Genomic DNA, 23,059 nt, shown 5'->3' on the forward strand with positions numbered 1-23,059 from the left:
GACGCGCGGGTGCGTGGTCGGACGTCGGGACCGCTTGCCGGCCGGTGTCAGCGACCGGGAAGGTCGGCGGCCACCAGTGCCGCCACCAGTTCCGCCCGGCGGTCCTCGACCCGGCGCACCGTCCAGGTGACCTCCAGATGGACGAAGACCGCGTCCTGCCTGCGGGCCGCCTCGGCCTGGGTGTTGGTGGTGCCCTCCAGCTCACCGCACCTGCTGGTCCAGGCCCGGCAGGCGACGAAGCCGGCGGCGTCCAGCGCGTCGGCCGTGCGGCGCAGGGCGGGGGTGGAGCGCTTCTGCCCGTCGGAGACCACCATCTCCGCGCCGGGGAGGCTCTGCTCGGCGAAACCGTGCAGTTGGATCTGGTTGATCCGGTTGCGGGCGAACCGGTCGCTGGCCAGCTGGAACAGGCCCTGGGAGTTGTGCGCCGCGTCCGCCCGCCCGTCGCCGGCCCGGCGGTGTGCGCCGGCGACCAGCATGATGCTGCCCGGCGTCGCCCGGAACAGCCGTAGCCCGATGTCCTCCGTGTGCAGGTCCGAGTTGGGGTGGGGCACCTCGACGGCGAGTCGTACCGGCTGGGAGAGGTCCACCAGGATCAGGCCCCAGGGCCGTTCCGCGCCGGCCTCGGTGACGAACAGCGCGTAGTCGCGCCCGGTCTGCGGGTCCCGGCCCCTGCTCGCGGCGAAGCCCAACCCGGCCAGCAGCCCGCTCGCCTCCGGCAGCCCCGAGTGGTCCCCGGTCACCAACAGGGTGACCGCCCGACGGGCCGTCTGCCGTTCCGTCGGATCCGGGTCGCGGTAGGGATCGGTCGGCTTGAGTCGGCTGACGAAGTCGGTCAGCACCGTGTCCGGGGTCACCGGGGCGGGCGGGGCGGCGGTGGGCCCGTCGGGTGGCTCGCCGCACGCGACGAGCCACAGCGACAGGGCCGCACAGCACGCCAGGAGACCGTTGCGGTGGGTGGAGGTTCGGGCCATCGCAGGCAGGCTACCGCGCCGTTCCCACCGTCGTCGTCACCCCGGCGGCGGGTGGGTCAGGGGCCGAGGATGTGGTCGAGGTGGGGGTTGGTGAGGACCCGGCCGGGGTCGAGGCGGGCCCGCAGGTCCTGGAAGTCGGCGAACTTCGGGTACGCGGTCGCCAGCGAGGCCGCGTCCCGGTAGTGCAGCTTGCCCCAGTGGGGTCGGCCGCCCAGCCCGGCAGCCACCTCCTCGAAGGCCCGGAAGTACGGCTCGTAGGGCATGCCGACGTACTGGTGGACGGCGAGGTAGGCGGAGTCGCGCCCGTAGCCGTGGGACAGCCAGATGTCGTCGGCGGCGGTGAACCGCACCTCGACCGGGAAGAGCACCTTGAACGGCAGCCGGTCGACGAGGCGGCGCAGTTCCGCCAGCGCCTGCGGGAGGGCGGCGCGTGGGATGCCGTACTCCATCTCCACGAAGCGGACCCGGCGCGGGGTGCAGAAGACGGTGTCGGAGCGGCCGGTGTAGGTGCGTTCGGTGAGCGCGCGGGCGGAGACCGCGCTGATCGTGGGCACCAGCGTCGGTACGGCCCGACCCAGCCGGCAGGCCCCGGCGAAGACGGTGTTGGCGAGGAGTTCGTCGTCCAGCCAGCCGCGCCAGCGGGGCAGCGGCCGGTCGTCGGCGGGCACCCGGTCGTTGGTCTTGAGCTGCACCCGGTCGGTGTACGGGAACCAGTAGAACTCGACGTGGTCGTGCCGGCCGATGAGGCCGGACAGGTCGCCCAGCACCTCGTCGAGCGGGGCGGGGCGTTCGTGTGCGCGCAGCGTGAACGCGTCGACGCAGCGCAGGGTGACCTCGACGAGCACGCCGAGCGCCCCCAGGCCGACCCGGGCGGCGGCGAAGATGTCCGGGTGTTCCTCGGCTGAGCAGTGCAGCACCTCGCCGGTGCCGGTTACCAGGGTGAGCGCCTCGACGAAGGTGGACAGGCAGCCGTAGGCGGCACCGGTGCCGTGGGTGCCGGTGGAGATCGCTCCGGCGATGGTCTGCGCGTCGATGTCGCCCAGGTTGGGCATGGCCAGGCCGTGCCCGGCGAGCAGCGCGTTGAGCGCCCGTAGGGTCGTCCCGGCGGGCACGGTGACCAGCCGGGCGTCCCGGTCGACCCGGACACCGGTGTCGAGGGCTGACAATTCCATCCGCCGGCCGTCCGCCAGGGCGATCGGGGTGAACGAGTGGCCGCTGCCGACCACCCTGATCCGCTGACCCGCGCCTGCCGCGTCCAGGACCGCCTCGGCTGTGTCCTCGACGGTGGTAGGGCGCAGGATGGCGGTGGCGACGCTGCGTTGGTTGCCCGCCCAGTTGGACCAAGCGGTGGTGGTACCGGCCATCGGCGCTCCTCGACATGAACGTGAACTGACTTCATATCAGGAACGTTGTGCCTGGTAAATACCGCAATCGAGGTCCGCTCGTTGTACCGGTAGTCACGGCCTCGTGACATGTGGATATGTTCTTCCGTCGAAGGGGGGTGGCGTCGAGTGTCCACACCAGCCGCCACGACCGGGCCGCTGCGCCGCGTTCCGGTGCAGGGTCGAAGTGTCGCGCGCGTCCAACGGATGTTGGACGCCTGTGCCGAGCTCGTCGACGAGGTGGGGTACGAGGGGTTGACCACCACGTTGCTCGCCGAGCGGGCCGAGGTGGCGATCGGGTCGGTCTACCAGTTCTTCCCGGACAAGCGGGCGATAGTGCAGGCGCTGACGCTGCGCACGATGGAGTCCTACCTCCAGCGGCTCGACGAACGCTTCGCCTCCGACGACCTGAGCCACTGGTGGGACGGCGTCGACGCGGGCATCGACGAGTACATCTCGATGCACCGGACGGTCCCGGGCTTCCGGACCCTGCACTTCGGCGACGTCGTCGACCTGCACCTGCTCGACGAGCAGCGGGACAACAACGGGGTGATCGCCGACCAGTTGGCCCGGGTGCTCACCGAGCGGTTCGGCATGGCCGACGAGCCGCGCCTGCGGTTCTGCCTGGAGATCGCCGTCGAGGCCGCCGACGCCCTGATCAAGCTGGCGTTCCGCCGCAAGCAGGAGGGCGACGAACGGGTCCTCGCCGAGGCCAAGGCGCTGATCAGGGAGTACCTGCACCGCCACGTCGAGGCCCCGACCGAACCCGCCGCCCAACCCTGACCCGGCCGGCCCGCCCCGGAGCCGGCCGGCAGGCCCGCCCCGGAGCGCCCGCGCCTGTCGCCGGGTGAATCAGAGGAACGCGTGGCCCTCGCCCCGGTAGGTGGGCACCGTGGCGACCACGCTGTCCCCGTCGACCAGGTGCAGGTCGTTGACCCGCTCGCAGAGTTCGCCGGCCTTGGCGTGCCGGAACCACACCCGGTCGCCGATCCGCAGGGCGGCTGCGGCGGCACCGGTGAGCGGGGTCTGCACCTCGCCCGCGCCCTCGGTGCCGACGAGTTCCAGCCCGGCCGGCAGCCACGGCCGCGGCAGCCGGCTCGTCGCCGCCGGTCCGGAGGCGATCCAACCGCCGCCGAGCACGGTGGCGATCTCCGGTGTCGGTCGGCGGACCACCGAGCAGGCGAAGAACGCCGCCGGGGTCGGCCGCCAGGCGCGGTAGGCGTCGAACAGCGTCGGGCCGTACAGCCCCGAGCCGGCGGTGACCTCGGTGACCGAGGGGTCGGCGCTGGTGGCGGCCACGCTGCCGGTGCCGCCGCCGTTGACGAACTCCAGGTCGGCGTGTTCGCGGACGGCGGCGACCGCCGCACCCCGGCGGGCCAGCAGTTCCCGGTACGACCCGCGCTGGGCGATCCGGATCGCGGCGCTGAGCGCGGCCTGTCCGGGTGGAGCGTCCCCGAGCCCGGCGATCTGTGCCTCGTACGACATCAGGCCGACCAGCCGGAAGCCGGCCCGGCGGGCGACGGCGGCGGCGAGCGCGCCGGCCGCCCGGGCGCTGTGCACCGGCGAGCGGCGGACCCCGACGTGCACCCGCCCGCGCAGGGGTCGCCAGGAGGCGTCGAGGTCGAGGCAGACCCGGATCTCGGGCCGGCGACCCGGGGCGCACACCGAGTCGATCAGGTCGAGCTGCTCGGTGCTGTCGATCATGAGGGTGACCGCTGCGGCGAGCTGCGGATCACCGGCCAGGGCGGCGAGCGCGCCCCGGTCGGCGGTGGGGTACGCCACCAGCGCGTCGTCGGTCGCGCCGGAGCGGACCAGCCAGTTCGCCTCGGCCAGGGTGAACGCCATCACGCCGGCCCAGCCGGCCTGCCCGAGCGCCCGGTCGAGCAGGTCGCGGGACCGGATCGACTTGCTGGCGGCGCGGACCGGCTTGCCGCTGCTGCGGGCGGCCAGCGCGGTGGCGTTGGCGTCGAAGGCGGTGAGGTCCACCACGGCGTAGGGCGGGTCGAGGTGGGCGGTCGCCTTGTCGAGGCGTTCGCGCAGGGTGTCGCTGTCGATGGCCACGAATGCACGCTAACTGTCCGGACGGCAATGCGAAATACCCTCACGTCCTGCCGGGCTGCGGTCGGTGGCATCCGCGGCCTAGGCTCGGCGAGCAGGAGAATGTCGCCGGTGGGGAGGCTCCCACCGGGTCTAGAGTGTTGCACCGGGACTGCCCAGTGTTGGGCCGGCGCGTGGAGGTACGGCCATCGAAAGCCAGCAGAACGGCGAGTCGTCCGGCGCGTCGTCGCCCGGGCCCGCCGGAGCCGCCGCCCAGACAGACCGGTCCGGAGCTGCGGCGATCCGGTCGGTACTACGCATCCGGCCGTTCCGGCGGCTCTGGATCGTGCTCGGCGCAGCCTCCTTCGGTGACTGGCTCGGCCTGCTCGCCACCTCCGTCTTCGCCGCCGCGCAGGTCTCCGGCAGCACCGCCCAGGGGGCGGTGTTCGGTGGCGTGATCGCGATCCGGCTGCTCCCGGCGCTGGTGCTCGGGCCGGTGGCCGGCGTGCTCGCCGACCGGTTCGACAGGCGCTGGACGATGGTCATCTGCGACCTGCTGCGGTTCCTGCTGTTCGCCTCGATCCCGCTGGTCGCGCTGCTGGGCGTCCGGGGCGGCGTGGTGGTCACCTGGGCTGCGGTCGCCACCTTCCTGATCGAGTCGATCACCCTGCTCTGGATCCCGGCCAAGGAGGCCGCGGTCCCCAACCTCATCCCGCGCGCCCGGCTGGAGACGGCCAACCAGCTCACCCTGATCACCACGTACGGCCTGACCCCGGTCGCCGCCGCGATCGCCCTGGCGGTGCTGGACCGCAGCGTGCGCGGGGTCACCGGCGGCGAGATGCCGAGCTGGGCCGAGCCCGCCCAGCTCGCCCTCTGGTTCAACGCCCTCTCCCGGCTGGCCACCGCGCTGGTGGTGGCCTTCGGCATCAAGGAGATCAGCCAGGCCCAGGCCCGGGAACGGGGCGAACGCGCCGAGCAGGGCATGTTCAGCCAGTTCACCGAGGGCTGGAAGTTCATCGGCCAGACCCCGCTGGTCCGGGGCCTGGTGCTGGGCATCTTCGGCGCGTTCGCCGGTGGCGGCATCGTGATCGGCACCGCCAAGTTCTTCGCCGCCTCGCTCGGTGCCGGCGACGCCGCGTTCTACATGCTGTTCGGCGCGATCTTCATCGGGCTGGCGGTCGGCATCGGGCTCGGCCCGATGATCGTGCGGGACATGTCCCGCCGCCGCTGGTTCGGCATGAGCATCGTGCTGGCCAGCGCCTCCGTGCTGGTGCTGGCGTTCGCCATCCACCTGTCGATGGCCATCCTCGGCGCGATCATGGTCGGCGCGGGTGCCGGCATGGCCTTCCTCGCCGGCACCACGCTGCTCGGCGGCGAGGTCGCCGACGAGGTACGCGGCCGGGTCTTCGCCGTCGTGCAGATCGGCACCCGGCTGGTGCTGATCCTGGCGATCGCGCTGAGCAGTCTGCTGGTCGGGGTCGGCGGTTCACGCCAGCTCACCATCGCCGACCTCGGCATCTCGGTCTCCTCCACCCGGCTGCTGCTGCTCGCCGCCGGCCTGGCCGGCATCTTCGCCGGGATCAGCGCGTTCGGGCAGATGGACGACAAGAAGGGCGTGCCGGTCCTGGCCGACCTCTGGGGCTCGATGCGCGGCCGGCCGCTGATGCCGGCCGAGCCGTTCGTCTCCAACGGTCTCTTCGTGGTCTTCGAGGGCGGCGAGGGGGCCGGCAAGTCCACCCAGTTGGAGCAGCTCGCCACCCGCCTGCGCGAGCAGGGCCGGGACGTGGTGGTGACCCGGGAACCGGGTGCCACAGCGGTGGGCGAGCGGATCCGGGCCCTGGTGCTTGAGGATTCCGGCGCGGACGCCCCCTCCCCACGCGCCGAGGCGCTGCTGTACGCCGCCGACCGGGCCCACCACGTCGCCACCGTGGTCCGCCCGGCGCTGATCCGGGGCGCGGTCGTGATCAGCGACAGGTACGTCGACTCGTCCCTGGCCTACCAGGGCGCCGGTCGTACGCTGCCGGTCGACGAGGTCTCCTGGCTCTCCTCCTGGGCCACCGGCGGGCTCAAGCCCGACCTGGTGGTGCTGCTCGACGTCGACCCGCGGACCGGCCTGTCCCGGGCCGCCGCCCGCAACCAGGGGGCCGACCGGCTGGAGGCCGAGTCCGTGGCCTTCCACGAGCGGGTCCGCTACGCCTTCCTCGACCTCGCGGCCAACGACCCCAAGCGTTACCTGGTGCTCGACGCGGCCCGCCCGGTCGACGAGATCGCCGGCCAGGTCGGCCGCCGGGTGCAGGAGTTCCTGGTGGACCCGGCCGGCATCGTGCACCCGCGCCCGGCACACGGGCCCGACACCTCGGTCCAGCCCGAGTTATCCGACACGGAGCTGGTGGGGATGGAGCACCGGACCTGATGCCGGACGTCTTCGCCGAACTGGTCGGCCAGGACGACGCGGTCGGCACCCTGCGCCGGGCCGCCGCGTCGGCCGCCGCCGTGCTGCGCGCCGCCCACCTTCCGGCACCCGCCGGCACCGTCGACGATCCGGACGACGACCTGGCCGCCCTGGCCGAGGCCGACGAGGATGCCGCCGCCGGGTCGACCGCCCCGGCCGTCGACCCGGGGGCCGGGATGACCCACGCCTGGATCTTCACCGGTCCGCCCGGTTCCGGCCGTTCGGTGGCCGCCCGCGCCTTCGCCGCCGCGCTCCAGTGCGTGCACGGCACCGGCTGCGGCACCTGCCCCGGCTGCCACACCACGCTCACCGGCACCCACGCCGACGTCCGGCTGGTGGCCCCCGAGGGGCTCTCCATCGGCGTCGGCGAGATGCGCGCCCTGGTGCTGCGGGCGGCGAGCACCCCGTCCGGCGGGCGCTGGCAGGTGGTGATCATCGAGGACGCCGACCGGCTCACCGAGGCCGCCGGCAACGCGCTGCTCAAGGCGGTCGAGGAGCCGCCACCGCGGACGGTCTTCCTGCTCTGCGCCCCGTCCACCCACCCGGAGGACGTGTCGGTGACGATCCGGTCGCGGTGTCGGGTCGTACCGCTGCGGCAGCCCTCGGCGGCGGCGGTCGCCGACGTGCTGGTCCGGCGGGACGGCATCGCGCCCGACGTGGCGCAGTGGGCGGCCGCCGCCGCGCAGGGGCACGTGGGCCGGGCCCGCCGGCTGGCCCGCGATCCTGAGGCGCGTCAGCGCCGGGACGCGGTGCTGGCGGTGCCGCGCCGGCTGACCGGGGTGGGCACCGCGCTGGACGCGGCGTCGGCGCTGATCGAGGCGGCCGAGGCGGAGGCGGCGGCCTCGGTCGCGGAGTCCGACGTGGCCGAGCGGGCCGCGTTGCAGACCGCGCTGGGCGCGGGCGGCACCGGCCGGGGCGCGGCGGGCGCGACGCGGGGCTCCGCCGGCCAGCTGAAGGACCTGGAGAAGCGGCAGAAGTCGCGGGCCACCCGGGCCCAGCGGGACGCCCTGGACCGGGCCCTGGTGGACCTGGCCGGTTTCTACCGGGACGCGCTCACCTCGGCGCTGCGCGCGCCGGTCGCCCCGGTACACACCGACACCGCCACGCTGGCCGAGGCGGGCGGGCAGAAGTGGGCCCCGGAGGGTGCGCTGCGCCGGCTGGAGGCGGTCCTGGAGTGCCGGGCCGCGATCGAGGCGAACGTCAAACCCCGCATCGCCGTGGAGGCGATGATGCTCTCCCTCTGGCGCGGCTGACCCCCGGTTGCCGCCCATCGACACGTGTTGACGGGGTGCGGTACGGTCCCGGTGGGCCGCGGTGATCGTGGTGGCACGCAGGGTGAGGTCGACCTGGGGGGAGATCGGATGCCGCGCGGCGAGATCGACGAGGCGTGGATCGAGGAGGCGGTGCGGCGGTACCGCCGGATCGAGTCCCTCCAGGCCGAGTTCGACCGGGCGGTGGAGACCGTCGAGGTGACCGTCCGCTCGCCCGACGGGCTGGTCGAGGTGGTGGTGACCGCCGGTGGGCGGATCACCGACGTGCGCTTCCTCGGGCCGCTGCACAACCGCCACCCGCGGGACGTGGCCGGCTCGGTGCAGGCCGCCGTCACGGCCGCCGCCGACGCCGCCCAGTGGGCCCGGGAGAAGCTGCACAACGAGACGTTCACCGCCTACCGTCCGCTCGCGGGGGCGTGAGATGGATCCCCTGCGTACCCTCGCCGACCGCCTCGACGAGGCCAGCGCCACCCTCGCCGCGCTGTCCCGCACGGTCACCGCCACCGACCCGCCGCACCCGGCGTTCGGCGCGCACGCCGCCGGCCGTCCCGGCGAGGTCGGCCGGGCCCTGCACCGGCAGTGGACGACCGCCACCGACGGGCGGGCCCGCGAGGCGGGTGCCGCCGCCGCCCGGCTGGCCGCCGCCGCGTCGGCCGTCCGCAGCGCCGCCGACCGCTACACCTCCACCGACGAGGCCGCCCGCCGCCGGCTGGCCGGGGAGGCGTGATGGATCCGCTGGACCGGCTCGCCGAACCGGGCCTGGACCTGCTCACCCGGGTCGACACGCTGCTCGCCGCCGGCGCACCCGAGGGGCACCCGGTCTGGCCGCTGCTGCGCCGGATGCAACTGCTGCCCGGCGAGGCCCTGCGCGCCTTCCTCGACCTGCATCCCGCGCCGCTGGCGACCGCCGGCCACGCCGTGCGCCGGCTCGTGCGGGGGTACGACGACGCGTGCGCCGCCCTCACCGATCCGGGCATCTGGTCGGGCCCGGCCGGGGCGTCCTACGACGAGGCCCGTACCGCCCTGCTGCGCCACCTGGACGAGGGCCCGGAGAGCCTGGTGGGCCGGCTGGAATCCACCGCCGGTTACGCCGACGCGCTGGCCGACTGGGTGGAGGGCAGCCGGCTGGCGGTGGCCCGGGTGCTGGCCGAGGTGCTCGGCTCCACCGAGGCGGTCCGGGTCCGGATGGTCGCCGGTGCGGGTGCCGGGCCCGTCGGGGCGGCTGCGGCGGCCGAGATCGCCACCCGGGTGCTCTCGGTGCTCGGGGTGGCCTACGACGGGGCGGAGACGCTGCTGCGCCAGTGGTCGCCCAGCCTCGCCGAGTCGACCTGGCGGCCGAGCGGCGGGCCGTCGTACCACGGCGGCCCGGTGCGGATCGGCTGATGGACGAGCCGACCCGGCGGGGGGCCCGCCCGTCGCACCCGGACCGGTTCCGTCGATCCGTCGTAGGCTGATGGCATGGGCATGCTCTGCGCGGTCAGCTTCAACCGGTACGGGCGGCTCTACTACCTCGACCCGGGGGAGTTCAGCCCGAAGGTCGGTGACCGGGTGCTCGTCCCCACCGACGACGGTCCCGAGGTGGCGGAGTGCGTCTGGGCGGCGCAGTGGGTCGCCGAGGAGACCGATGGTTTCCCGAAGCTGGCCGGGCTGGCCGACGACGACGACCTGCGCCGCGACGAGGTGCTGCGGCGGCGCAAGGCCGAGGCGAAGGTGGCGGCGAAGCGGCTGATCCGGGAGCACGGCCTGCCGATGAAGGTGGTCGCGGTGGATCATGTCCTGGCTGCCACCGAGGGCGCCGGGGACCGGACGACCGTCTATTTCACCGCCCCGCACCGGGTGGACTTCCGCTCCCTGGTGCGGGACCTGGGTGCCACCTTGCACTGCCGGGTGGAGCTGCGGCAGCTCTCCGCCCGGGATTCGGCCCGGGTGCAGGGCGGCATCGGTTCCTGCGGCCGGGACCTGTGCTGCGCCACCTTCCTCAACGACTTCGAGCCGGTGACCATCCGGATGGCCAAGGACCAGGACCTCCCGTTGAATCCGCTGCGGATCTCGGGCGCCTGCGGCCGGCTGATGTGCTGCCTCAAGTACGAGCACCCGTTGTACGCCAGGTTCACCGAGTCCGCCCCGGCGATCGGCAGCCGCGTCAGCACGCCCGAGGGGGACGGCCGGGTGGTCGGCCACAGCGTCCCGAGGGACGCGGTGACCGTCCGCCTGGATGCCGACGGTTCGCGCTCCATGTGCTCCCGCGCGGACGTCTGTGGCTCCCGCAGCGCCTACGAGAGCCGAGACCCGGCTGGCCCCGGAGGGGCCGCGCGCTGACCGACGCTTCCCGGTCGGGCACGGCCCGTCAGGCGCGGTCGTGCAGGGTGACCTGGTAGCCGTCGGGGTCGGCGAAGGTGAACGTCCGGCCGAAGGGCCCGTCGACCGGCGCGGAGACGATGGTGTGCCCGTCGGTGACGAGCGCGTCGTGGATGGCCTGCACGTCCGTGGCGTGAAGCCAGATCGCGGCACCGATGCCGGGCCGGGCGGCGGAGGCGAGATCGGTGCCGGGGACGACGTCGCGCAGGGCGAACGCGATCGGTGTGGTGGCGAAGACGACGGCGTGCGGTGGCCCGGCCGGCGAGCGGACGAGGCCGAGGTAGCGCTCGTAGAACGCCTGGGAGGCGGCGAGGTCGCGCGCCTGGAACGAGATGAAGTCGGGGCCGGTGACGGGCATGCGATACTCCTTCAGTCATGTCAGGTTCCTGACATCAGCAAGCTATGTCAGAATGCTGACATGAGTCAAGTTGATGCCGGCATCGACCTGGAGACGTCCCTGGGCTACCTGCTGAAGGAGGCGTCGAGCGCCCTCCGGGCGGCCATGGAGGAGGTGCTGCGACCACTCGGGATGGGCGTGACGCACTACGCCTGCCTCGAACTGCTGGCGCAGCGGCCGGGCATGTCGAACTCCGAACTCGCGCGGGGCGCGTTCGTGACCCGGCAGACGATGAACGTGCTGCTCCAGAATCTGGAACGGGAGGGCTACGTGACCAGGCCGGCGGCGGCACCCGTCGGCAAGGCGCTGCCCACGCGACTCACGCCGAGCGGTCGACGCAGCCTGGAGCGGGCGAGCGCGGCGGTCCGTTCCGTCGAGGTCAGAATGCTCTCCGGCATGACCGGCCCCGAGCGCTCAGCCGCGTTCCACGCCCTCAAATCGATGATCCACTCCCTGACCTCCCCGCCTGCGCCGCCGCCCCCCGCCGACGACCGGGGTTGATCAAGAGGTTTGCGTCATTGTGGGCACGGCGGGTGACGCGAACTTCTTGGTCAACTTCGCCGGGCGCCGGGCGGCGGGCGGCGGGCGGCGGGCGGCGGGCGGCGGGTGGCGGGTGGCGGGTGGCGGGTGGTCCGGGTGGTCCGGGTGGGGTCGGGAATTCAGGTGAGGGTTACCGGGGGTTCGGCGAGGCGGGGGGTCAGCGGGGTGCGGGGGGTCAGCCAGGAGGCGGTCGGGGACTGGTCGGGGTTGAGCTGCCAGTCGTGGCAGACCCGGTCGACGGCGATCGGATAGACGGTCAGCGTGCCGTCCGGGTCGATCCGCATCCGCAGGAACGACTTCGAGTCCTCGATGCCCTGCCCGGCGAACAGTTCGTTGACGTTGACCCCGAATGCCCCCGCGACCAGCAGGTACCCGGCCACGAGTTGGGTGGCGACCAGCCCGATCACCGGACCGTAGACCACGGCGGCGGCGACCGCCGGCAGCGGCCACGGCCAGTGGTAGAACGGCAGGTGCAGCCAGGCCCAGGTGCCGGCGACCGCGAGCCCCACGTGCGCCAGGCCGTGACCGATGCCGAGCAGCCAGTGCCGGACGTGCCGTTTCCCGCCGGCGCTGGGCGGCTGGGCGAAGAAGGCCGCGCCGAGCAGCGTCACCCCCAACATGATCACCAGCGGGACGCTGAACAGCCGCTGCTCGGTGCCGGTCCGGTTGGCCGCGACCCCGGCCATGGCGAGCATCAGCAACGTGTGCAGGGTGCCGAGCAGGGTGCCGAAGCCCGGGTTGCGCCGGGGTAGCCGGTGGAAGATCCCCCAGCCGTAGCGCCGGGAGCGGGCCGCGTCCGGGAATCGGGCCACCAGGTCGTACGCGCGGGTGCGGCTGGCCCGGCGGGACAGGGTGTCCTTCGGCGGCACCTCGATCCGCTCGGGCAGGGTGTGCGTCGGATACAGGTACGCCCCGCCCCCGCCACAGGTGATCAACTGCCGTTCCGGGCCGGCGTACCTGGCGTAGTGGTGCAGGTCGCCGGAGACCAGCAGCCGCACGTGCGCCCCGGTGGGCGCGATGATCGTCCGGACGAAGTAGTCGATCGAGTCGTACGCGGTGGGATGGTCGACGGACTTCACCCAGGTCGGCGCCGGCACCGCCAGGATCACCCGGGACTCCGGGCCGAGCCGGCGGGCCACCTCGTCGAAGTACGACAGCTGCGGGTCGTCCAGGTAGGACCCCGACTGGTCGTCCAGGCCGAGCAGCCACCACCCGGCCGGCAGTTCCACCGCGAAGTACGACCGGGACTGGCCGGTGCCCCAGCCGCCGAAGTTGCGGTCCCGGGAGCGGACGAACAGCCGCAGGAACGCGGTCAGCCCGTCGTACCAGTCATGGTTGCCGGGCACGGCGAACAGCATCGGCCGCTGCGGCGGGGCCACCGGCAGCGCCGCCTGGTACGGCCCCTTGCACCGGTCCTCGTACGCCTCGTAGGCCGCCGACGGGTAGACCTGGTCGCCGCCCATCACCAGGGTCTGCGCCCGGGGCAGCCGGTGCCCGTCCACGGTCAGCTCCGGCTGGGCCAGCAGGTACGCCACCGAGTACGTGGCGTCGAAGCCGTCGCCCAGGTCGGCCACGTAGTCGAGCCAGAGACCCCCGTCCGGGCCGACCTGCGTGCCGATCCTGGCGTCGAGTGCGTTCTGCAACTCCCGCTTGTCCAGGTACGCCCCGAACAGCATCGCCAGCAGGGTGCGGATGCCGGTGCTGATCAGCAGGAACGGCGCGAGCCAGGGGACCGGCTTGCGGGGCGTGAAACCCAGCTCCACCGGATCGGTGCCGCGTGGCCTGCGGACGGCCCGCTCACCGGGGGCGTGCTCGGCGTCCGGGTCCGTTACGGGGCCGATCGGGTCGGCGGGACGTCCGGAGGTGGCGGGGCGCTCGGGGGTGGCGGGGTCGTCGCTCACCCGGGCAGCCTAGCCGTCCCGCCCGACACGGATGTCCCTTGATGTCCGGTCCGCCGGCGGGGAACCCCCTCGGTCCCGCCGGGGGTCGTGCCGTACACTTGGCGGTCGTTGCCGCCTTAGCTCAGTCGGCTAGAGCGACGCACTCGTAATGCGTAGGTCGACGGTTCGATTCCGTCAGGCGGCTCGGTAGGGCAAAGGCCCTCTGACCTCGGTGAACGGCCGGAGTCAGAGGGCCTTTCGCGTGCCCGGTCAAGATCAACCGTGTACCGATCCGTGTATCACCGGTCCGGCGGTGGGTCCCGCTCGATCCCCGCGAGGTCCTCCATCACGTCCGAGTACACGGTCCAGTAGTCCGTCACCAGCCGGCCTCCGCCCCGGCCGCGCGTCCCCTCGTCGACCCGAGGCAGCAGCGGCACCGTGTCGCCCACCGCCGCCGCCGACGCGTACGTCCGGCCCGCCGCCGGACACGACCCGGCGACCCGGGACGCCGGCAACTGCTGCCGGATCAGCTTGCGCAACTGCTCCAGCTGCACGCCCAGGTCGGCCACCTGGCGGACCAGCTGGACGGCCCCGGACTCCACTACCCGCTGCCGCTGCAAGTCGCTTGACCGGACGATCCACCCGCACAGCCCGACCACGGCCAGGCTGGACAGCAGCTGGTAGGTGCCCTGGCGCATGTCGATCGTCGTGGTGTGGTCGACGACGTACAGGACGGAGCACACGGTCAGGGTGACGGTGCCCAGGGCCAGGTAGCGGTACTCGGTGCGCGTCCGGGGTTGGGAGCGCGGCGGTTCTGTCCCCACATGATCGCTCATGGCGGGAGAGTGTGCGCCCGACTACAGGGGGTCGGACAACCACCGCGAGTCCGTTGTCACACATGGTGGGGAGGCTGTGACCGGACGGGGGTGGTGGTGGCGGATGATCCGCCTATTCCTCGGGACCTTCGACGAAGACTCCTCGGCCGGGCACCCCATAGGTAAGGCCGCGTGTGCGTAGCACGATCTGTACTTTGTCGATGGTGCCCGTCGAAACGGAGTAGAGGGCGGCCAGTTGGCGAACGCTCGGTAGTGCTGTGTGCGGCGGGTACTCCCCGGCAGCAATTCGAGCGGCAATGTCGTCCGCGATCTGCTCGTACGTCAACCGGCGGACGGCCACAGTGGTCACTCAATTCGTCGCGCTGAACGCCCCGAATTGCAGCATGCGAACAACCGGGCAGCAATGGAATCGATCACCTACGTGGGTAGGTTGGGTAGGCTGCTGCGGAGCGCAGTCAGACGGTGATCAACAGTCATCCCCTGGAGGTCCGATGCTCCGCAAGATCATCCGCGCCGCCCGGCAGCTCGTCCGGCGGCGGCCGCCGGTACGGCTGGACGCGACCGGGCCGGCGACCTGCTACGGCACCCAGACCGGGGCGTACCCCGGCACCCTCACCAGCTGGGCCATCGAGCCGGCCGACAGGCGGGACGTCTGGTGAGCCGCATCGTCGAACCCCTGCACGTCGACGACGTCGTCCAGGTCGCCTCCCGCGTCGACCACGCGCACCGCGACGGCGGGCCCGGGTGTCTGGAGTGCGACAGCGACGGCTGCGGCCAGCACGCCTGGGCCGCCGACATCCTGGATCGGCACCGCGCCGACCGAGTCGCGCTCCGCGAGCTGGTGGCCAGCTGGTGACCGCGCCCGCGCCGACCATCGCCCCAGGCACCCGGATTTCTCTCCGGCCCGGCGAATGGGTCACCCACGACGGGGTCATCGCCGAGATGTACGTGGACCTGCGCCTGGTCGAAGTCGCGGAGACGCACCCGCTCGGCCTGGTGTGGATCCACGCCCACGGCCTCGACTGCCGGTGGGAGTCGGTGGCCTGCCCGGAGCCGTGGTGCATCCGTGTCGCCGTCCCGCCGGACACCCTGCGGGACGCTGCCGACCGGTGACCCGCTGCCTCGGCTGCGCCCCCGGGGTGCTCGACCTCCCGCACCAGTGCGCCGGCCAGCGGGAGCTGTCCGTCACCGGGGGGTGGTGCGCCTGTGCTCGGCCCGGCTGCGCCGCCGGACCCGCCGCCGAGCCGCCACCGCGCCGACCCCGCCCCCGGACCGCCCGGCCGTCAACGATCTGACAGACCCACCCCGCCACAGGAAGTACGGTGCCCGCCATGACTCGCGCCACCTCTCGCAGATCTACCTTTCGTACGAAGCTCTACTTGGCGTGCAGCGGCTTGTCCCTGCTCGTGGCACTGGCTGCCTGCGGCGGCGAGGCCGGTACCGAGACGGCACCCGTTGCACCCGCGCCGACAACGTCGGCTGCTCCCCAACCCGGCGTCCCGCCGGTCCCCGACGATGCCACCACTACGAAGTACATCGCCGCGCTCAAGCGCATCGACCCCGACATCGTTGGCGACAAGGACGACCGGACGATGGTGAACCGGGGGCGTGACCAGTGCACCTCTATCGCCGAGGCACCCGACGACACGGCCCGCTTGATCAAGCTGACCAACCAGAGGTTCACCAGCCCTGAACACCCGGATGGTTTCGGCACCGCCAAAGCGACGAAGATCCTCGCCGCCGTGCGCGAGTACATCTGCCCCTGACCTGCCTCAACACGTAGCAGCGCCCCCACCCGAGGAGTCGGGTGGGGGCGCTGCTACGTGTTGAGGTGTCAGGAAAGCGCATTCCTCGCCGGCTCGGCAGCCGTCCGCGAGGGTCGACCGGGGCCGCGGCCGGTGCCGGCCCGCTTGCCGTGGGCTGTGATCCGCCGGCGGACCTCGGACACGCTCACCCCGGCCCGCTCGGCCACCTCGGCCTCGGGCAGTTCGGCGCGGGCCGTGGCGATGGCCGCGTCCTGGGCTGCCGCCAGGGCGGCCTTGACCTCCGGGCCGAGATCGCGCAGCGCTGCGTACTGCTCCAGCGGGGGCAGGTGGGTGGTGGCGGTGAGGCGGGCGGCGAGGTCGGTCAGGTCCATGCCCAAAATTCTACACCACTATGTTGCTGAAAACTCTAGTGCAGTGTAGAATTTAGGCATGAGCGGGAAGACGAACAGCACCACCTACACCTGGACTCCCGGCAAGCGGTTCTGCGACGCCGAGGTCCACCGCACCGAGGCCACCTGCGCCGCCTGCGAGAACCTCGGCTCCTGCGCCGACTGCGGCCAGCACGTCAGCGGCCCCGCTCACCGGAGCTGCGACCAGAACGGTGAGGTGATCCACGCGGCCTGCTCGCCGACCCGCGCCGCCCGCGACTGGGTCGACTACTACTGACCGACCGCGCCGGCCCCGCCGCCTGGCGGGGTCGGCTGGGCATGGTGGAGAAATTCCACACCACTATGTTGCGCGGAATTCTAGGGTGATGTAGAATTTAGGTACAGGCAGGAACGAGCCAGGGAGACCAAGATGATCGCCGCCATCGCCACCACCGCCCGCCAGATCGCCGACATGGAGACCGACCTCGCCGCCCGCCGGCTGGCCGGCCGCCCCACCCGGCTGGTCGAGATCCGGATCGCCACCACCCGCCAGGCCCTCGCCCACCTGATCGAGGTTGCCCACGAGGGTGACCTCCCCGCCGCCGAGATCGAGGCCGCCGCCCAGGGTTGGGATGCCGAGCCCGAGCCGGCCACCGTGGACGACCTGGTCGTCGCGACCGTCGGCCGGCTGGCCGCCGGGGCGGGCGACTGGGTGCACATGGTCCGGCTGCGCACCGCGCTCCCGCAGGTCCCCCGCGCCGGCCTCGACGACGTGCTCCGCCGGCTCGAACGCGCCAGCCGGGTCGTCATCGCCCCCGAGTCCGCCCAGTGGTGCGCCACCGCCGAGGAGCTGGCCGCGGCGATCCGTATCGGCGGCCAGGACAAGCACCTGGTCTGTGTGGAGTGACCCGGCGGGGGCCGGCCACCCCGGCCGGCCCCCGCCGGCACGCCGGACCCCACCGTTCGGAAAGCGCTTTCCCTGACCTGCCTGACACGACGACGCGGCCCCGCCCTCCACCAGGGAGAGCGGGGCCGCGTCGTGGATGGATCAGGACGGAGCGGTCGCCAGCCACGGCACGTACGTCCGCAGCCAGGCGTCCACACCCGGGAGCGCCAGCACGCGGGTGATCGCGCCGGCGACCACCACCGCCTGGGCGACGGCCGGCACCGCGTCGACGCCGGCGGTGACCGCCACTACCGGCAGCAGGGACAGCGCCCCCACCGCGCCGGCGACGACCGTGCGGGCGGTGGCCCGCCAGGGGTGGCGAGTCTGGGTGGGCGCGGGGTCGATGGGCTGCTGCTGCATGGGCACCTCCAGGTACGACGAAGCCCGGACCACCCTGGCCCGGGCCGAGAATGCGTTTTCCTGCCCCGGTCGGGGCCAGGCGGTCAGCCGGCCGGCGCGTGCGGGGCCGGCTGGAGCGACGCGAGCTGGATCTTCAGATCGCCGATCTGGGCGGTCAGCGCGGTGATGGTGGCCTCGCGGCCGGCCAGCTGGATGCGTAGCTGGTCCCGCTCGCCCTGGACGGCACGCAGCTCGGCGGACAGGTGCTGCTCGGTGCGCTCCAGCTGCGCGGTCCGCGACTCCAGGTCCACGACCCGCTGACGGAGCCGCTCCGCCTCGGCTGATGTTCTCGCCAGCGAGGCCTGCGCGTCCTGGAGCGCGGCACGGACCCGCTCCAGCTCGGCTCTGAGGTCGGCGGTGATCTGCTGGTAGACGTCCTGCCCGATCCGGACCGCATCGGCACGCAGCTGGTTGGACTGGGCGTCAGCCAGTGAGGCCTGGGCGCTGCGCATCCGTCGGGTGAGCAGGTGGCCGACGACGGGGCCGACGACCGCCCCGCCGGCGATCGCGCCGCCGGCGCCGATCAGCGCGGTCAGGACGGTCGGATCCATCAGTTCGCCGTGCCGGTGGGCAGCAGGTTACGGAGCTGGGCGAGTACCTGCTCGGCGGTCAGCTCTCCGGACTCCATCCGCCGGAGCAGGTCGGCGACCGCGTCCAGCCGGCCGGCCAGCTCGGCCAGCATCTGGGCATCACGTTGCGCCTCGGCGGCCGCCGCAGCGTCGATCCGGGCGAGGATCGCCTTGGTGTCGAGGCCCTGGACCGCGCCGAGCATCGCCGCCTGCATGGTGGCGAGCTGAGTGCTGAGGCTCTTCAGCGTCGGGTGCGCCGAGGCGTACGCCTTGCCCGCCTTGGCCAGCGCGTCGTCCGTCCCCATCGCCATCCGGGTGTAGATCTGACCCACCGGGTTGCGGCCGTCGAGGACGGTCAGGTTCTTGTGGACGGTTTCCAGCCAGGCGTGCTCTTCGGGTGTCATGTCACGGTCCTCCAGTAGGCCGATGGTGGTCAGGTAGCGCCGGAACAGCGGGGTCTGGTCCCGCCCGGCGCGGATCGCGTCGCGGAAGAAGCTGAAGTGGGTGTGCCACAGGTGCGAGTCGTCGCCGGAGCTGCGCTTGCCCAGCCGGTCCCACCGCCTGACGACCTTGCCGTCAGGCGAATAGATGATCTCCCTGATATCCCGGGTGTCCGGCGCGTTCGCCCGGCACTGGCCGACGCACCAGGTGGAGAACGTCCGGAGATTGTGGGTGGCACCCCCGGAGCGGACGCTGAACATGCCCACGTCCAACCCGGAGGCGTAGAGGGTGAGGCCACCTGCGTCCCGGGGCGACTCCACGACGGAGTAGTCGTTGGTGACCACCCGGTCGGAGCCACAGTGGTAGCCGCCCCGGTGGGCCGGATCACCGACGATCCCGACCGCCGCCGACGCCAACGACGAGATGGTGTCGAGCAGGAGCCGGCGGACCGCCAGCAGGTTAGCCGGAGCCGTCGTCATGATGCGCTAGGCGTGATGTTCGCCTGCTCCGTCGTGGCCACCCAGCCGTAGCCGTCGCTGAACTCTGGCGAGGCCTCCAACGCGTCCAGGATCGCCTGGAAGCCGCGCCGGGCATCCTCCACCGGCACCGGCTCCAGTCCGGAGGGAACGGGCTGGTCGACGGTCAGGTTGAACCCGGCACCGGTGCCGGTCTGAGTGATCGTCAGTCTCATGCTGGTCGAGCCTGGGTTGGGATCGCTGATCGGCACGGGGATTCCTCTCAGGGGAAGATCAGAACGGTGAGCTGCGTATGAAGCGCGGCGAGGCGTATCGAGCCGCTGGCCCCAACGACGTTGGCCTGCAACTTGAAGGTGTGGGCACCGGCGGCGATGACACCGCCGTACGTCTGGCTGATCACCGCGCGGGCACCCGAGGTGACGTTGGCCGGGTTCCAGATGGCCTGTGGCGACGTCAACGCCAGGCCGTCGACGACCAGGGACACCACCCCGGTCAGGGAACCGGCCGTCAGGAGGTTGAAGTCGCCCGACCAGTTCGCCAGGTAGGTGGCCCCGTCGTAGGCGGTCGACATGTTGACCGTGGTCCCCGCCAGATCGGTTGCCGTGGTCGTGGCGGTGTAGGCGGCGTTGAGCTGCCCGAAGCCGCGCAGGGTGTTCACGCGGCCCGGTACGACGCGTTGACCGGACTGGATGGGCACGGGGGTTCCTTTCAGAGTGCGGCGATGGCGGGCAGCCACACGTCGACGGGGGTGCCCGCCGGCCACGCCGAGATGATGCCGTTGACGCTGCGGGCGGCGACGGTGAACGTCTGCGGCGACGTGTCGACCGTGGATGCGGGGACGAGGGTCGCCCCGGTGGTCAGCCACACGGTGCCCGCCGTGGTGGTGCTGTCGTGGCGGGCGCGCATCGCGGCCTGCCCTGTGGTGGCGGGGGCGACCAGGCGGCCCGACACGGGCGTCCAGATGCCGGCCGGGACCGTCGGCGGGCCGACGATCCCCGTCGACAGGTACGCCCCGCCGGAGGTGTGCCAGTCGACCGCGGGCCCGGCCTTCACCGCCACGGTCGAGTACACCCAGACCGTGGCGATGTAGGTGGTGCCGGCGGTGGCGGTGACCCGGTTGGTGGCGTTGACACCGCCGGAGGTTCCGCCGCCGGCGGTGACGCTGACCCCCGCGTAGTTGGCGCGGCCGATCTGCGGCACCGGCGACACGGTGGCGTTGCTGGCCGTCCACGACGTCATGCCCGAGGCGAACCACGGGTCGGCGTTGAGTACCTGGCCGACCGCGTCGACGCGGACCCGTTCGACGCCGACGGCCAGGTCCAGGGGGTAGCTGTCCGGGTCGGTTGCCCAGATGCCGTTGTCGGTGGTGGAGGTGACCTGCAACGTTGTCGCCGTGGACGTGATGCCGGCCGCGAGGGTCGATCCGTCGGCGGCGACCCGGGCGTCCCCGTCGGCGGTGGCCACGTCCCACGGGTCGGCCGGTGACGCGTTCCAGGTGATCTCCCAGGTGTACGCGTCCAGGGTTTCGGTGTAGCCCTGCACCATCACCCGGGCGAACCCGACCGGCAGCCAGGCCGGCAGCCCGGCCAGCTCGACGACGTCGCCGACGTCGACCAGGGCGACCTGCTGCCGCAGGGTCGGGTTGGCGGTGTAGGCGGTGCCGGCGAGGTTCGCGCGAACCCTCGGGTAGCGGGCGGCATCCACGGTGCCGAGCCGCAGCCGCCAGCCCGCGTGGTCGGTGAGGCGGGCGTCGTCGGCGATCTGCACGGTCACCGCCGAGTCGTAGGTGCCCACCCCGGCCGGTGGTGCGGCCACCGACAGCGGCCCGGTGGTCTGCACCGCCCGCGCCGACCCGCCGCCGTCGCGGGAGACGGTGACGTCGTTGACCACCTGGTCGTCGTCGTCGACCGGTTCGAACGGTTCCGCGATGTGCCCCGCGTTGTACCCGATGCTCAACGCCGCCTGGTTGTACAGGGCCACGCGTGGCCGGTACACCAGCCCCGACTGCCAGCGGGGTTCGCCGAGGATTCCGCCGTCGGCTTGCGCGGCGTCGCGCATCAACTCCAGGTAGGGGGCGATGCGCTGCGCGCCCAGCGTCTCCGTGTACGCCCCGCCGCCCATGAACGTGACCGGCACCCCCACCTCGGCGGACAGGCGGGTCATGCGGGCGGTGGTCGTCTCACCGGCGTAGCCGATCGACGCGCGCCGGAACGTGTCCGTGACGAGCGGGATCTCTTCGGAGTCCACGACCAGGTGCGCCACTGATGCGCCGGTCATGTAGTCGGCCCCGGTCACCTCCACCCGGGACGGCTGCCCCCACTGGGAGGTGACCGTGGTCGCGGCCGGGCCGTAGAAGACATCGGAGCCGACGCCGTGCCACACGGGCCGGTAGTCGATGGTGCCGGACCCCTTGGTCAGCAGCAGCATCATGGCCACCCAGCCGTTCGGTGCCGCGCCGGTGCCGTGCAGGGTGGACATGTTGGTGATCTCGTTGCCGTCGGCGTCGTACCCGGCCCACCGGTAGCCGGTCTGTGAGGCTTGCAGGTCCCAGCGGGCGACCCGGCCGCCGAGCATGTGGATCCGGCAGTACGTCTTGTCGGCGGTCGACGACGGGATGGCGGTCATCTTGAACAGCAGCATCACCGACCAGGTGGTGGCGGTGGGTCGGCTGGCGACCGGGGTGATGATGACCGAGGTGGCGTCGTTCAGGGTGGCGGTGCTCGCCGCGCCGGGCAGGGAGGTGTCGCTGCCGAACGTCACCAGCCGGCTTTCGCCGGCCAGCACCCCGGCCGCCGAGCTGGACGGGCGGGTCGACTTCTCGCCGTCTTCCAACGGCAGGTACGCGGCCGGGTCAATGGCGAGCAGGGTCCGCAGCAGCGGCGACCGGACGGCGCTCGCACCCTGCCCCAGACGGCGGGAGATACCGGCGGCTTCGATCGGCACCCACCGGTCCCGGCCGGACCGCTCCCACCGCACCGGCCACGAACTGACCTCGCCGAAGAACCTCAACCCCCGGTCGATCACCAACGCCCCGCCGTCGAGGGTCCACACCCGGCCCTGCCCGTCGGTCAGCGTGGTCGCGCCCACCGTCATGGCGGTGAAGTTGGGGCTGGCCACCACCGTGCCGCCGATGCCGGAGCGCAACTCGAACCCGAACAGCTCACCGGCGAACGGCTCAACGCCGAGCTGCCGCTCATAGCCCAGCTCAATCTCGGCGGTGCCGCCGAACACGGAGGTGGTGCCCGCCTGGACGACGGGCGGGCCGATCTGCGTCCACGGACCAGCCAGGCTCGACGCGGTGTAGAAGGTCACCGTGCACCCGCCGGCCCCGTTGTCGACGTCGAGGGTGGCCCGAACCGCGAGAGTGCCGTCCGGGGCCGGCGTGACCGGCACCGAACGCGCCTCGCGGCGTGACGCGAGCGTCCCGTCGGGCGACCACAACAGCCACATCTGCCCGAGCGCATCGGTGTGCAACGCCCACGACCGGTTGTTGACGTTGATCTCGTACCGGCCGGCCAGAGACACGCCGCCCTCATCGCGCCACTGGCTGTAGCTCCGCGCCCAGATCCGAACGTCCAGGTCCCCGGTCACCGCCAGGGACGCGTGGTGCGGGGTGGTCACCCGCCACCCACCGGTGCCGCCGGGGGCGATACGGCCCGGCAGGGCCACCGCCCGGCCCGGGTCAGCCTCGGCGACCCGCACACGGACCGGGGTGTTCCGGCCGATCAGCCCGTAGTAAGGGCTGGCCGGGTTACGGGGGCTGTACCGGCCGTGCCGGTTGTTCAGGGTCATCGAGCAGCGGCCGGGGTCGGTATCGGCACCCTCGTTGGCGCGGCCCCTGCTGATCTGGATACCGCCGCCGGAGTGGGCCGCACCGAGCCGCACATCGGCGGTGATGTCCACCCACCCGAGCACGGCCCCCAGGTACAGCTCGACGGTGACACCCAACGGGGTGGACGGGAACGCCACG

General features: G+C 72.8%; 28 protein-coding genes and 1 tRNA gene. 15 read left to right on the forward strand and 14 right to left on the reverse strand.

What is annotated here, in order from left to right:
* Positions 1-47: 47 nt before the first annotated feature.
* Both JQN84_RS13705 and JQN84_RS13710 read right to left on the reverse strand, forming a co-directional pair.
* The gene (locus tag JQN84_RS13705) at positions 48-971 is read right to left on the reverse strand and encodes a hypothetical protein (RefSeq protein ID WP_204958718.1); all 924 of its coding nucleotides are present in this window, start codon (positions 969-971) and stop codon (positions 48-50) included.
* 56 nt (positions 972-1,027) lie between these two features.
* Complete coding sequence (locus JQN84_RS13710; protein WP_204958719.1) at positions 1,028-2,335, reverse strand: D-arabinono-1,4-lactone oxidase; 1,308 nt, start codon at positions 2,333-2,335, stop codon at positions 1,028-1,030.
* Between the two features lie 225 nt (positions 2,336-2,560).
* Between JQN84_RS13710 and JQN84_RS13715 the strand changes: the two genes are divergently transcribed.
* On the forward strand, positions 2,561-3,136 hold the full coding sequence (locus tag JQN84_RS13715; protein ID WP_204958720.1) for a TetR/AcrR family transcriptional regulator: 576 nt from the start codon (positions 2,561-2,563) through the stop codon (positions 3,134-3,136).
* Between the two features lie 69 nt (positions 3,137-3,205).
* On the opposite strand, the gene JQN84_RS13720 is transcribed toward JQN84_RS13715, so the two are convergent.
* Positions 3,206-4,414 (reverse strand): amino acid deaminase/aldolase, encoded by a 1,209-nt coding sequence (locus tag JQN84_RS13720; protein WP_204958721.1) that lies wholly within the window; start codon positions 4,412-4,414, stop codon positions 3,206-3,208.
* Positions 4,415-4,691: 277 nt separating this feature from the next.
* On the opposite strand from JQN84_RS13720, the gene tmk reads away from it, so the two are divergent.
* From tmk to JQN84_RS13750, 6 genes are all read left to right on the forward strand, one after another.
* Complete coding sequence (gene tmk / locus JQN84_RS13725; protein WP_372445984.1) at positions 4,692-6,803, forward strand: dTMP kinase; 2,112 nt, start codon at positions 4,692-4,694, stop codon at positions 6,801-6,803.
* Positions 6,803-8,095, forward strand: a complete 1,293-nt coding sequence (locus JQN84_RS13730) for a DNA polymerase III subunit delta' (protein WP_204958722.1) — start codon at positions 6,803-6,805, stop codon at positions 8,093-8,095. The genes tmk and JQN84_RS13730 overlap by 1 nt, the downstream gene beginning before the upstream one ends.
* Before the next feature lie 108 nt (positions 8,096-8,203).
* On the forward strand, positions 8,204-8,533 hold the full coding sequence (locus tag JQN84_RS13735; protein ID WP_088643476.1) for a YbaB/EbfC family nucleoid-associated protein: 330 nt from the start codon (positions 8,204-8,206) through the stop codon (positions 8,531-8,533).
* 1 nt (position 8,534) lies between these two features.
* Positions 8,535-8,840 carry a hypothetical protein gene (locus tag JQN84_RS13740; RefSeq protein WP_204958723.1) on the forward strand — a complete coding sequence of 102 codons (306 nt, stop codon included), beginning with the start codon at positions 8,535-8,537 and terminating at the stop codon, positions 8,838-8,840.
* A complete protein-coding gene (locus tag JQN84_RS13745) occupies positions 8,840-9,496 on the forward strand; it encodes a hypothetical protein (RefSeq protein ID WP_204958724.1) in 657 nt (218 codons plus the stop codon). Before JQN84_RS13740 ends, JQN84_RS13745 begins: the two co-directional genes overlap by 1 nt.
* Before the next feature lie 75 nt (positions 9,497-9,571).
* Complete coding sequence (locus JQN84_RS13750) at positions 9,572-10,432, forward strand: PSP1 domain-containing protein (RefSeq protein ID WP_204958725.1); 861 nt, start codon at positions 9,572-9,574, stop codon at positions 10,430-10,432.
* A 28-nt stretch (positions 10,433-10,460) separates the two neighbouring features.
* On the opposite strand, the gene JQN84_RS13755 is transcribed toward JQN84_RS13750, so the two are convergent.
* Positions 10,461-10,829 carry a VOC family protein gene (locus JQN84_RS13755; protein ID WP_204958726.1) on the reverse strand — a complete coding sequence of 123 codons (369 nt, stop codon included), beginning with the start codon at positions 10,827-10,829 and terminating at the stop codon, positions 10,461-10,463.
* A 60-nt stretch (positions 10,830-10,889) separates the two neighbouring features.
* On the opposite strand from JQN84_RS13755, the gene JQN84_RS13760 reads away from it, so the two are divergent.
* Positions 10,890-11,369, forward strand: coding sequence for a MarR family winged helix-turn-helix transcriptional regulator (locus tag JQN84_RS13760; RefSeq protein WP_204958727.1), 480 nt, complete (start codon positions 10,890-10,892; stop codon positions 11,367-11,369).
* A gap of 158 nt (positions 11,370-11,527) precedes the next feature.
* On the opposite strand, the gene JQN84_RS13765 is transcribed toward JQN84_RS13760, so the two are convergent.
* Complete coding sequence (locus JQN84_RS13765) at positions 11,528-13,249, reverse strand: metallophosphoesterase family protein (RefSeq protein ID WP_204958966.1); 1,722 nt, start codon at positions 13,247-13,249, stop codon at positions 11,528-11,530.
* Between the two features lie 170 nt (positions 13,250-13,419).
* Between JQN84_RS13765 and JQN84_RS13770 the strand changes: the two genes are divergently transcribed.
* Positions 13,420-13,493 (forward strand) — tRNA-Thr (locus JQN84_RS13770).
* A 94-nt stretch (positions 13,494-13,587) separates the two neighbouring features.
* Here the strand turns inward: JQN84_RS13770 and JQN84_RS13775 are convergent.
* Both JQN84_RS13775 and JQN84_RS13780 read right to left on the reverse strand, forming a co-directional pair.
* A complete protein-coding gene (locus JQN84_RS13775; protein WP_204958728.1) occupies positions 13,588-14,124 on the reverse strand; it encodes a hypothetical protein in 537 nt (178 codons plus the stop codon).
* A 112-nt stretch (positions 14,125-14,236) separates the two neighbouring features.
* Positions 14,237-14,473 carry a GntR family transcriptional regulator gene (locus tag JQN84_RS13780; RefSeq protein ID WP_372445976.1) on the reverse strand — a complete coding sequence of 79 codons (237 nt, stop codon included), beginning with the start codon at positions 14,471-14,473 and terminating at the stop codon, positions 14,237-14,239.
* A 142-nt stretch (positions 14,474-14,615) separates the two neighbouring features.
* Here JQN84_RS13780 and JQN84_RS13785 point away from each other — a divergent pair, with 142 nt between their 5' ends.
* The 4 genes from JQN84_RS13785 (at position 14,616) to JQN84_RS13800 (ending at position 15,890) form a co-directional block, all read left to right on the forward strand.
* Positions 14,616-14,783 (forward strand): hypothetical protein, encoded by a 168-nt coding sequence (locus JQN84_RS13785; RefSeq protein WP_204958729.1) that lies wholly within the window; start codon positions 14,616-14,618, stop codon positions 14,781-14,783.
* Complete coding sequence (locus tag JQN84_RS13790) at positions 14,780-14,980, forward strand: hypothetical protein (protein WP_204958730.1); 201 nt, start codon at positions 14,780-14,782, stop codon at positions 14,978-14,980. The genes JQN84_RS13785 and JQN84_RS13790 overlap by 4 nt, the downstream gene beginning before the upstream one ends.
* A complete protein-coding gene (locus JQN84_RS13795; protein ID WP_204958731.1) occupies positions 14,977-15,237 on the forward strand; it encodes a hypothetical protein in 261 nt (86 codons plus the stop codon). The genes JQN84_RS13790 and JQN84_RS13795 overlap by 4 nt, the downstream gene beginning before the upstream one ends.
* Before the next feature lie 218 nt (positions 15,238-15,455).
* Positions 15,456-15,890, forward strand: a complete 435-nt coding sequence (locus JQN84_RS13800; RefSeq protein ID WP_239485286.1) for a hypothetical protein — start codon at positions 15,456-15,458, stop codon at positions 15,888-15,890.
* 68 nt (positions 15,891-15,958) lie between these two features.
* On the opposite strand, the gene JQN84_RS13805 is transcribed toward JQN84_RS13800, so the two are convergent.
* Positions 15,959-16,261 carry a hypothetical protein gene (locus JQN84_RS13805; protein ID WP_204958732.1) on the reverse strand — a complete coding sequence of 101 codons (303 nt, stop codon included), beginning with the start codon at positions 16,259-16,261 and terminating at the stop codon, positions 15,959-15,961.
* 58 nt (positions 16,262-16,319) lie between these two features.
* On the opposite strand from JQN84_RS13805, the gene JQN84_RS13810 reads away from it, so the two are divergent.
* Together JQN84_RS13810 and JQN84_RS13815 are read left to right on the forward strand one after the other, a co-directional pair.
* Positions 16,320-16,556, forward strand: a complete 237-nt coding sequence (locus tag JQN84_RS13810; protein WP_204958733.1) for a hypothetical protein — start codon at positions 16,320-16,322, stop codon at positions 16,554-16,556.
* 132 nt (positions 16,557-16,688) lie between these two features.
* Positions 16,689-17,165, forward strand: coding sequence for a hypothetical protein (locus JQN84_RS13815; RefSeq protein ID WP_204958734.1), 477 nt, complete (start codon positions 16,689-16,691; stop codon positions 17,163-17,165).
* 141 nt (positions 17,166-17,306) lie between these two features.
* Here JQN84_RS13815 and JQN84_RS13820 read toward each other — a convergent pair whose 3' ends face one another.
* From JQN84_RS13820 to JQN84_RS13845, 6 genes are all read right to left on the reverse strand, one after another.
* A complete protein-coding gene (locus JQN84_RS13820; RefSeq protein WP_204958735.1) occupies positions 17,307-17,564 on the reverse strand; it encodes a hypothetical protein in 258 nt (85 codons plus the stop codon).
* Between the two features lie 83 nt (positions 17,565-17,647).
* Entirely contained in the window at positions 17,648-18,154 is a 507-nt protein-coding gene (locus JQN84_RS13825) for a hypothetical protein (protein ID WP_204958736.1), read from the reverse strand.
* On the reverse strand, positions 18,154-19,092 hold the full coding sequence (locus JQN84_RS31385; RefSeq protein ID WP_239485287.1) for a hypothetical protein: 939 nt from the start codon (positions 19,090-19,092) through the stop codon (positions 18,154-18,156). The genes JQN84_RS13825 and JQN84_RS31385 overlap by 1 nt, the downstream gene beginning before the upstream one ends.
* A complete protein-coding gene (locus tag JQN84_RS13835; protein WP_204958737.1) occupies positions 19,089-19,304 on the reverse strand; it encodes a hypothetical protein in 216 nt (71 codons plus the stop codon). The genes JQN84_RS31385 and JQN84_RS13835 overlap by 4 nt, the downstream gene beginning before the upstream one ends.
* 47 nt (positions 19,305-19,351) lie before the next feature.
* The gene (locus JQN84_RS13840; protein ID WP_204958738.1) at positions 19,352-19,786 is read right to left on the reverse strand and encodes a hypothetical protein; all 435 of its coding nucleotides are present in this window, start codon (positions 19,784-19,786) and stop codon (positions 19,352-19,354) included.
* Between the two features lie 11 nt (positions 19,787-19,797).
* The gene (locus JQN84_RS13845) at positions 19,798-23,058 is read right to left on the reverse strand and encodes a hypothetical protein (RefSeq protein WP_204958739.1); all 3,261 of its coding nucleotides are present in this window, start codon (positions 23,056-23,058) and stop codon (positions 19,798-19,800) included.
* Between the last annotated feature and the right edge of the window lies 1 nt (position 23,059).

This window comes from Micromonospora humidisoli (assembly GCF_016900955.1).
GTDB lineage: Bacteria > Actinomycetota > Actinomycetes > Mycobacteriales > Micromonosporaceae > Micromonospora > Micromonospora wenchangensis.

Bases quoted from the DNA above. Each gene is read 5' to 3' on its own strand.
- JQN84_RS13705 (WP_204958718.1), bottom strand. From the start codon at position 971: ATGGCCCGAACCTCCACCCACCGCAACGGTCTCCTGGCGTGCTGTGCG.
- JQN84_RS13710 (WP_204958719.1), bottom strand. From the start codon at position 2,335: ATGGCCGGTACCACCACCGCTTGGTCCAACTGGGCGGGCAACCAACGC.
- JQN84_RS13715 (WP_204958720.1), top strand. From the start codon at position 2,561: ATGTTGGACGCCTGTGCCGAGCTCGTCGACGAGGTGGGGTACGAGGGG.
- JQN84_RS13730 (WP_204958722.1), top strand. From the start codon at position 6,803: ATGCCGGACGTCTTCGCCGAACTGGTCGGCCAGGACGACGCGGTCGGC.
- JQN84_RS13735 (WP_088643476.1), top strand. From the start codon at position 8,204: ATGCCGCGCGGCGAGATCGACGAGGCGTGGATCGAGGAGGCGGTGCGG.
- JQN84_RS13740 (WP_204958723.1), top strand. From the start codon at position 8,535: ATGGATCCCCTGCGTACCCTCGCCGACCGCCTCGACGAGGCCAGCGCC.
- JQN84_RS13745 (WP_204958724.1), top strand. From the start codon at position 8,840: ATGGATCCGCTGGACCGGCTCGCCGAACCGGGCCTGGACCTGCTCACC.
- JQN84_RS13750 (WP_204958725.1), top strand. From the start codon at position 9,572: ATGGGCATGCTCTGCGCGGTCAGCTTCAACCGGTACGGGCGGCTCTAC.
- JQN84_RS13755 (WP_204958726.1), bottom strand. From the start codon at position 10,829: ATGCCCGTCACCGGCCCCGACTTCATCTCGTTCCAGGCGCGCGACCTC.
- JQN84_RS13760 (WP_204958727.1), top strand. From the start codon at position 10,890: ATGAGTCAAGTTGATGCCGGCATCGACCTGGAGACGTCCCTGGGCTAC.
- JQN84_RS13775 (WP_204958728.1), bottom strand. From the start codon at position 14,124: ATGAGCGATCATGTGGGGACAGAACCGCCGCGCTCCCAACCCCGGACG.
- JQN84_RS13785 (WP_204958729.1), top strand. From the start codon at position 14,616: ATGCTCCGCAAGATCATCCGCGCCGCCCGGCAGCTCGTCCGGCGGCGG.
- JQN84_RS13800 (WP_239485286.1), top strand. From the start codon at position 15,456: ATGACTCGCGCCACCTCTCGCAGATCTACCTTTCGTACGAAGCTCTAC.
- JQN84_RS13805 (WP_204958732.1), bottom strand. From the start codon at position 16,261: ATGGACCTGACCGACCTCGCCGCCCGCCTCACCGCCACCACCCACCTG.
- JQN84_RS13810 (WP_204958733.1), top strand. From the start codon at position 16,320: ATGAGCGGGAAGACGAACAGCACCACCTACACCTGGACTCCCGGCAAG.
- JQN84_RS13815 (WP_204958734.1), top strand. From the start codon at position 16,689: ATGATCGCCGCCATCGCCACCACCGCCCGCCAGATCGCCGACATGGAG.
- JQN84_RS13820 (WP_204958735.1), bottom strand. From the start codon at position 17,564: ATGCAGCAGCAGCCCATCGACCCCGCGCCCACCCAGACTCGCCACCCC.
- JQN84_RS13825 (WP_204958736.1), bottom strand. From the start codon at position 18,154: ATGGATCCGACCGTCCTGACCGCGCTGATCGGCGCCGGCGGCGCGATC.
- JQN84_RS31385 (WP_239485287.1), bottom strand. From the start codon at position 19,092: ATGACGACGGCTCCGGCTAACCTGCTGGCGGTCCGCCGGCTCCTGCTC.
- JQN84_RS13835 (WP_204958737.1), bottom strand. From the start codon at position 19,304: ATGAGACTGACGATCACTCAGACCGGCACCGGTGCCGGGTTCAACCTG.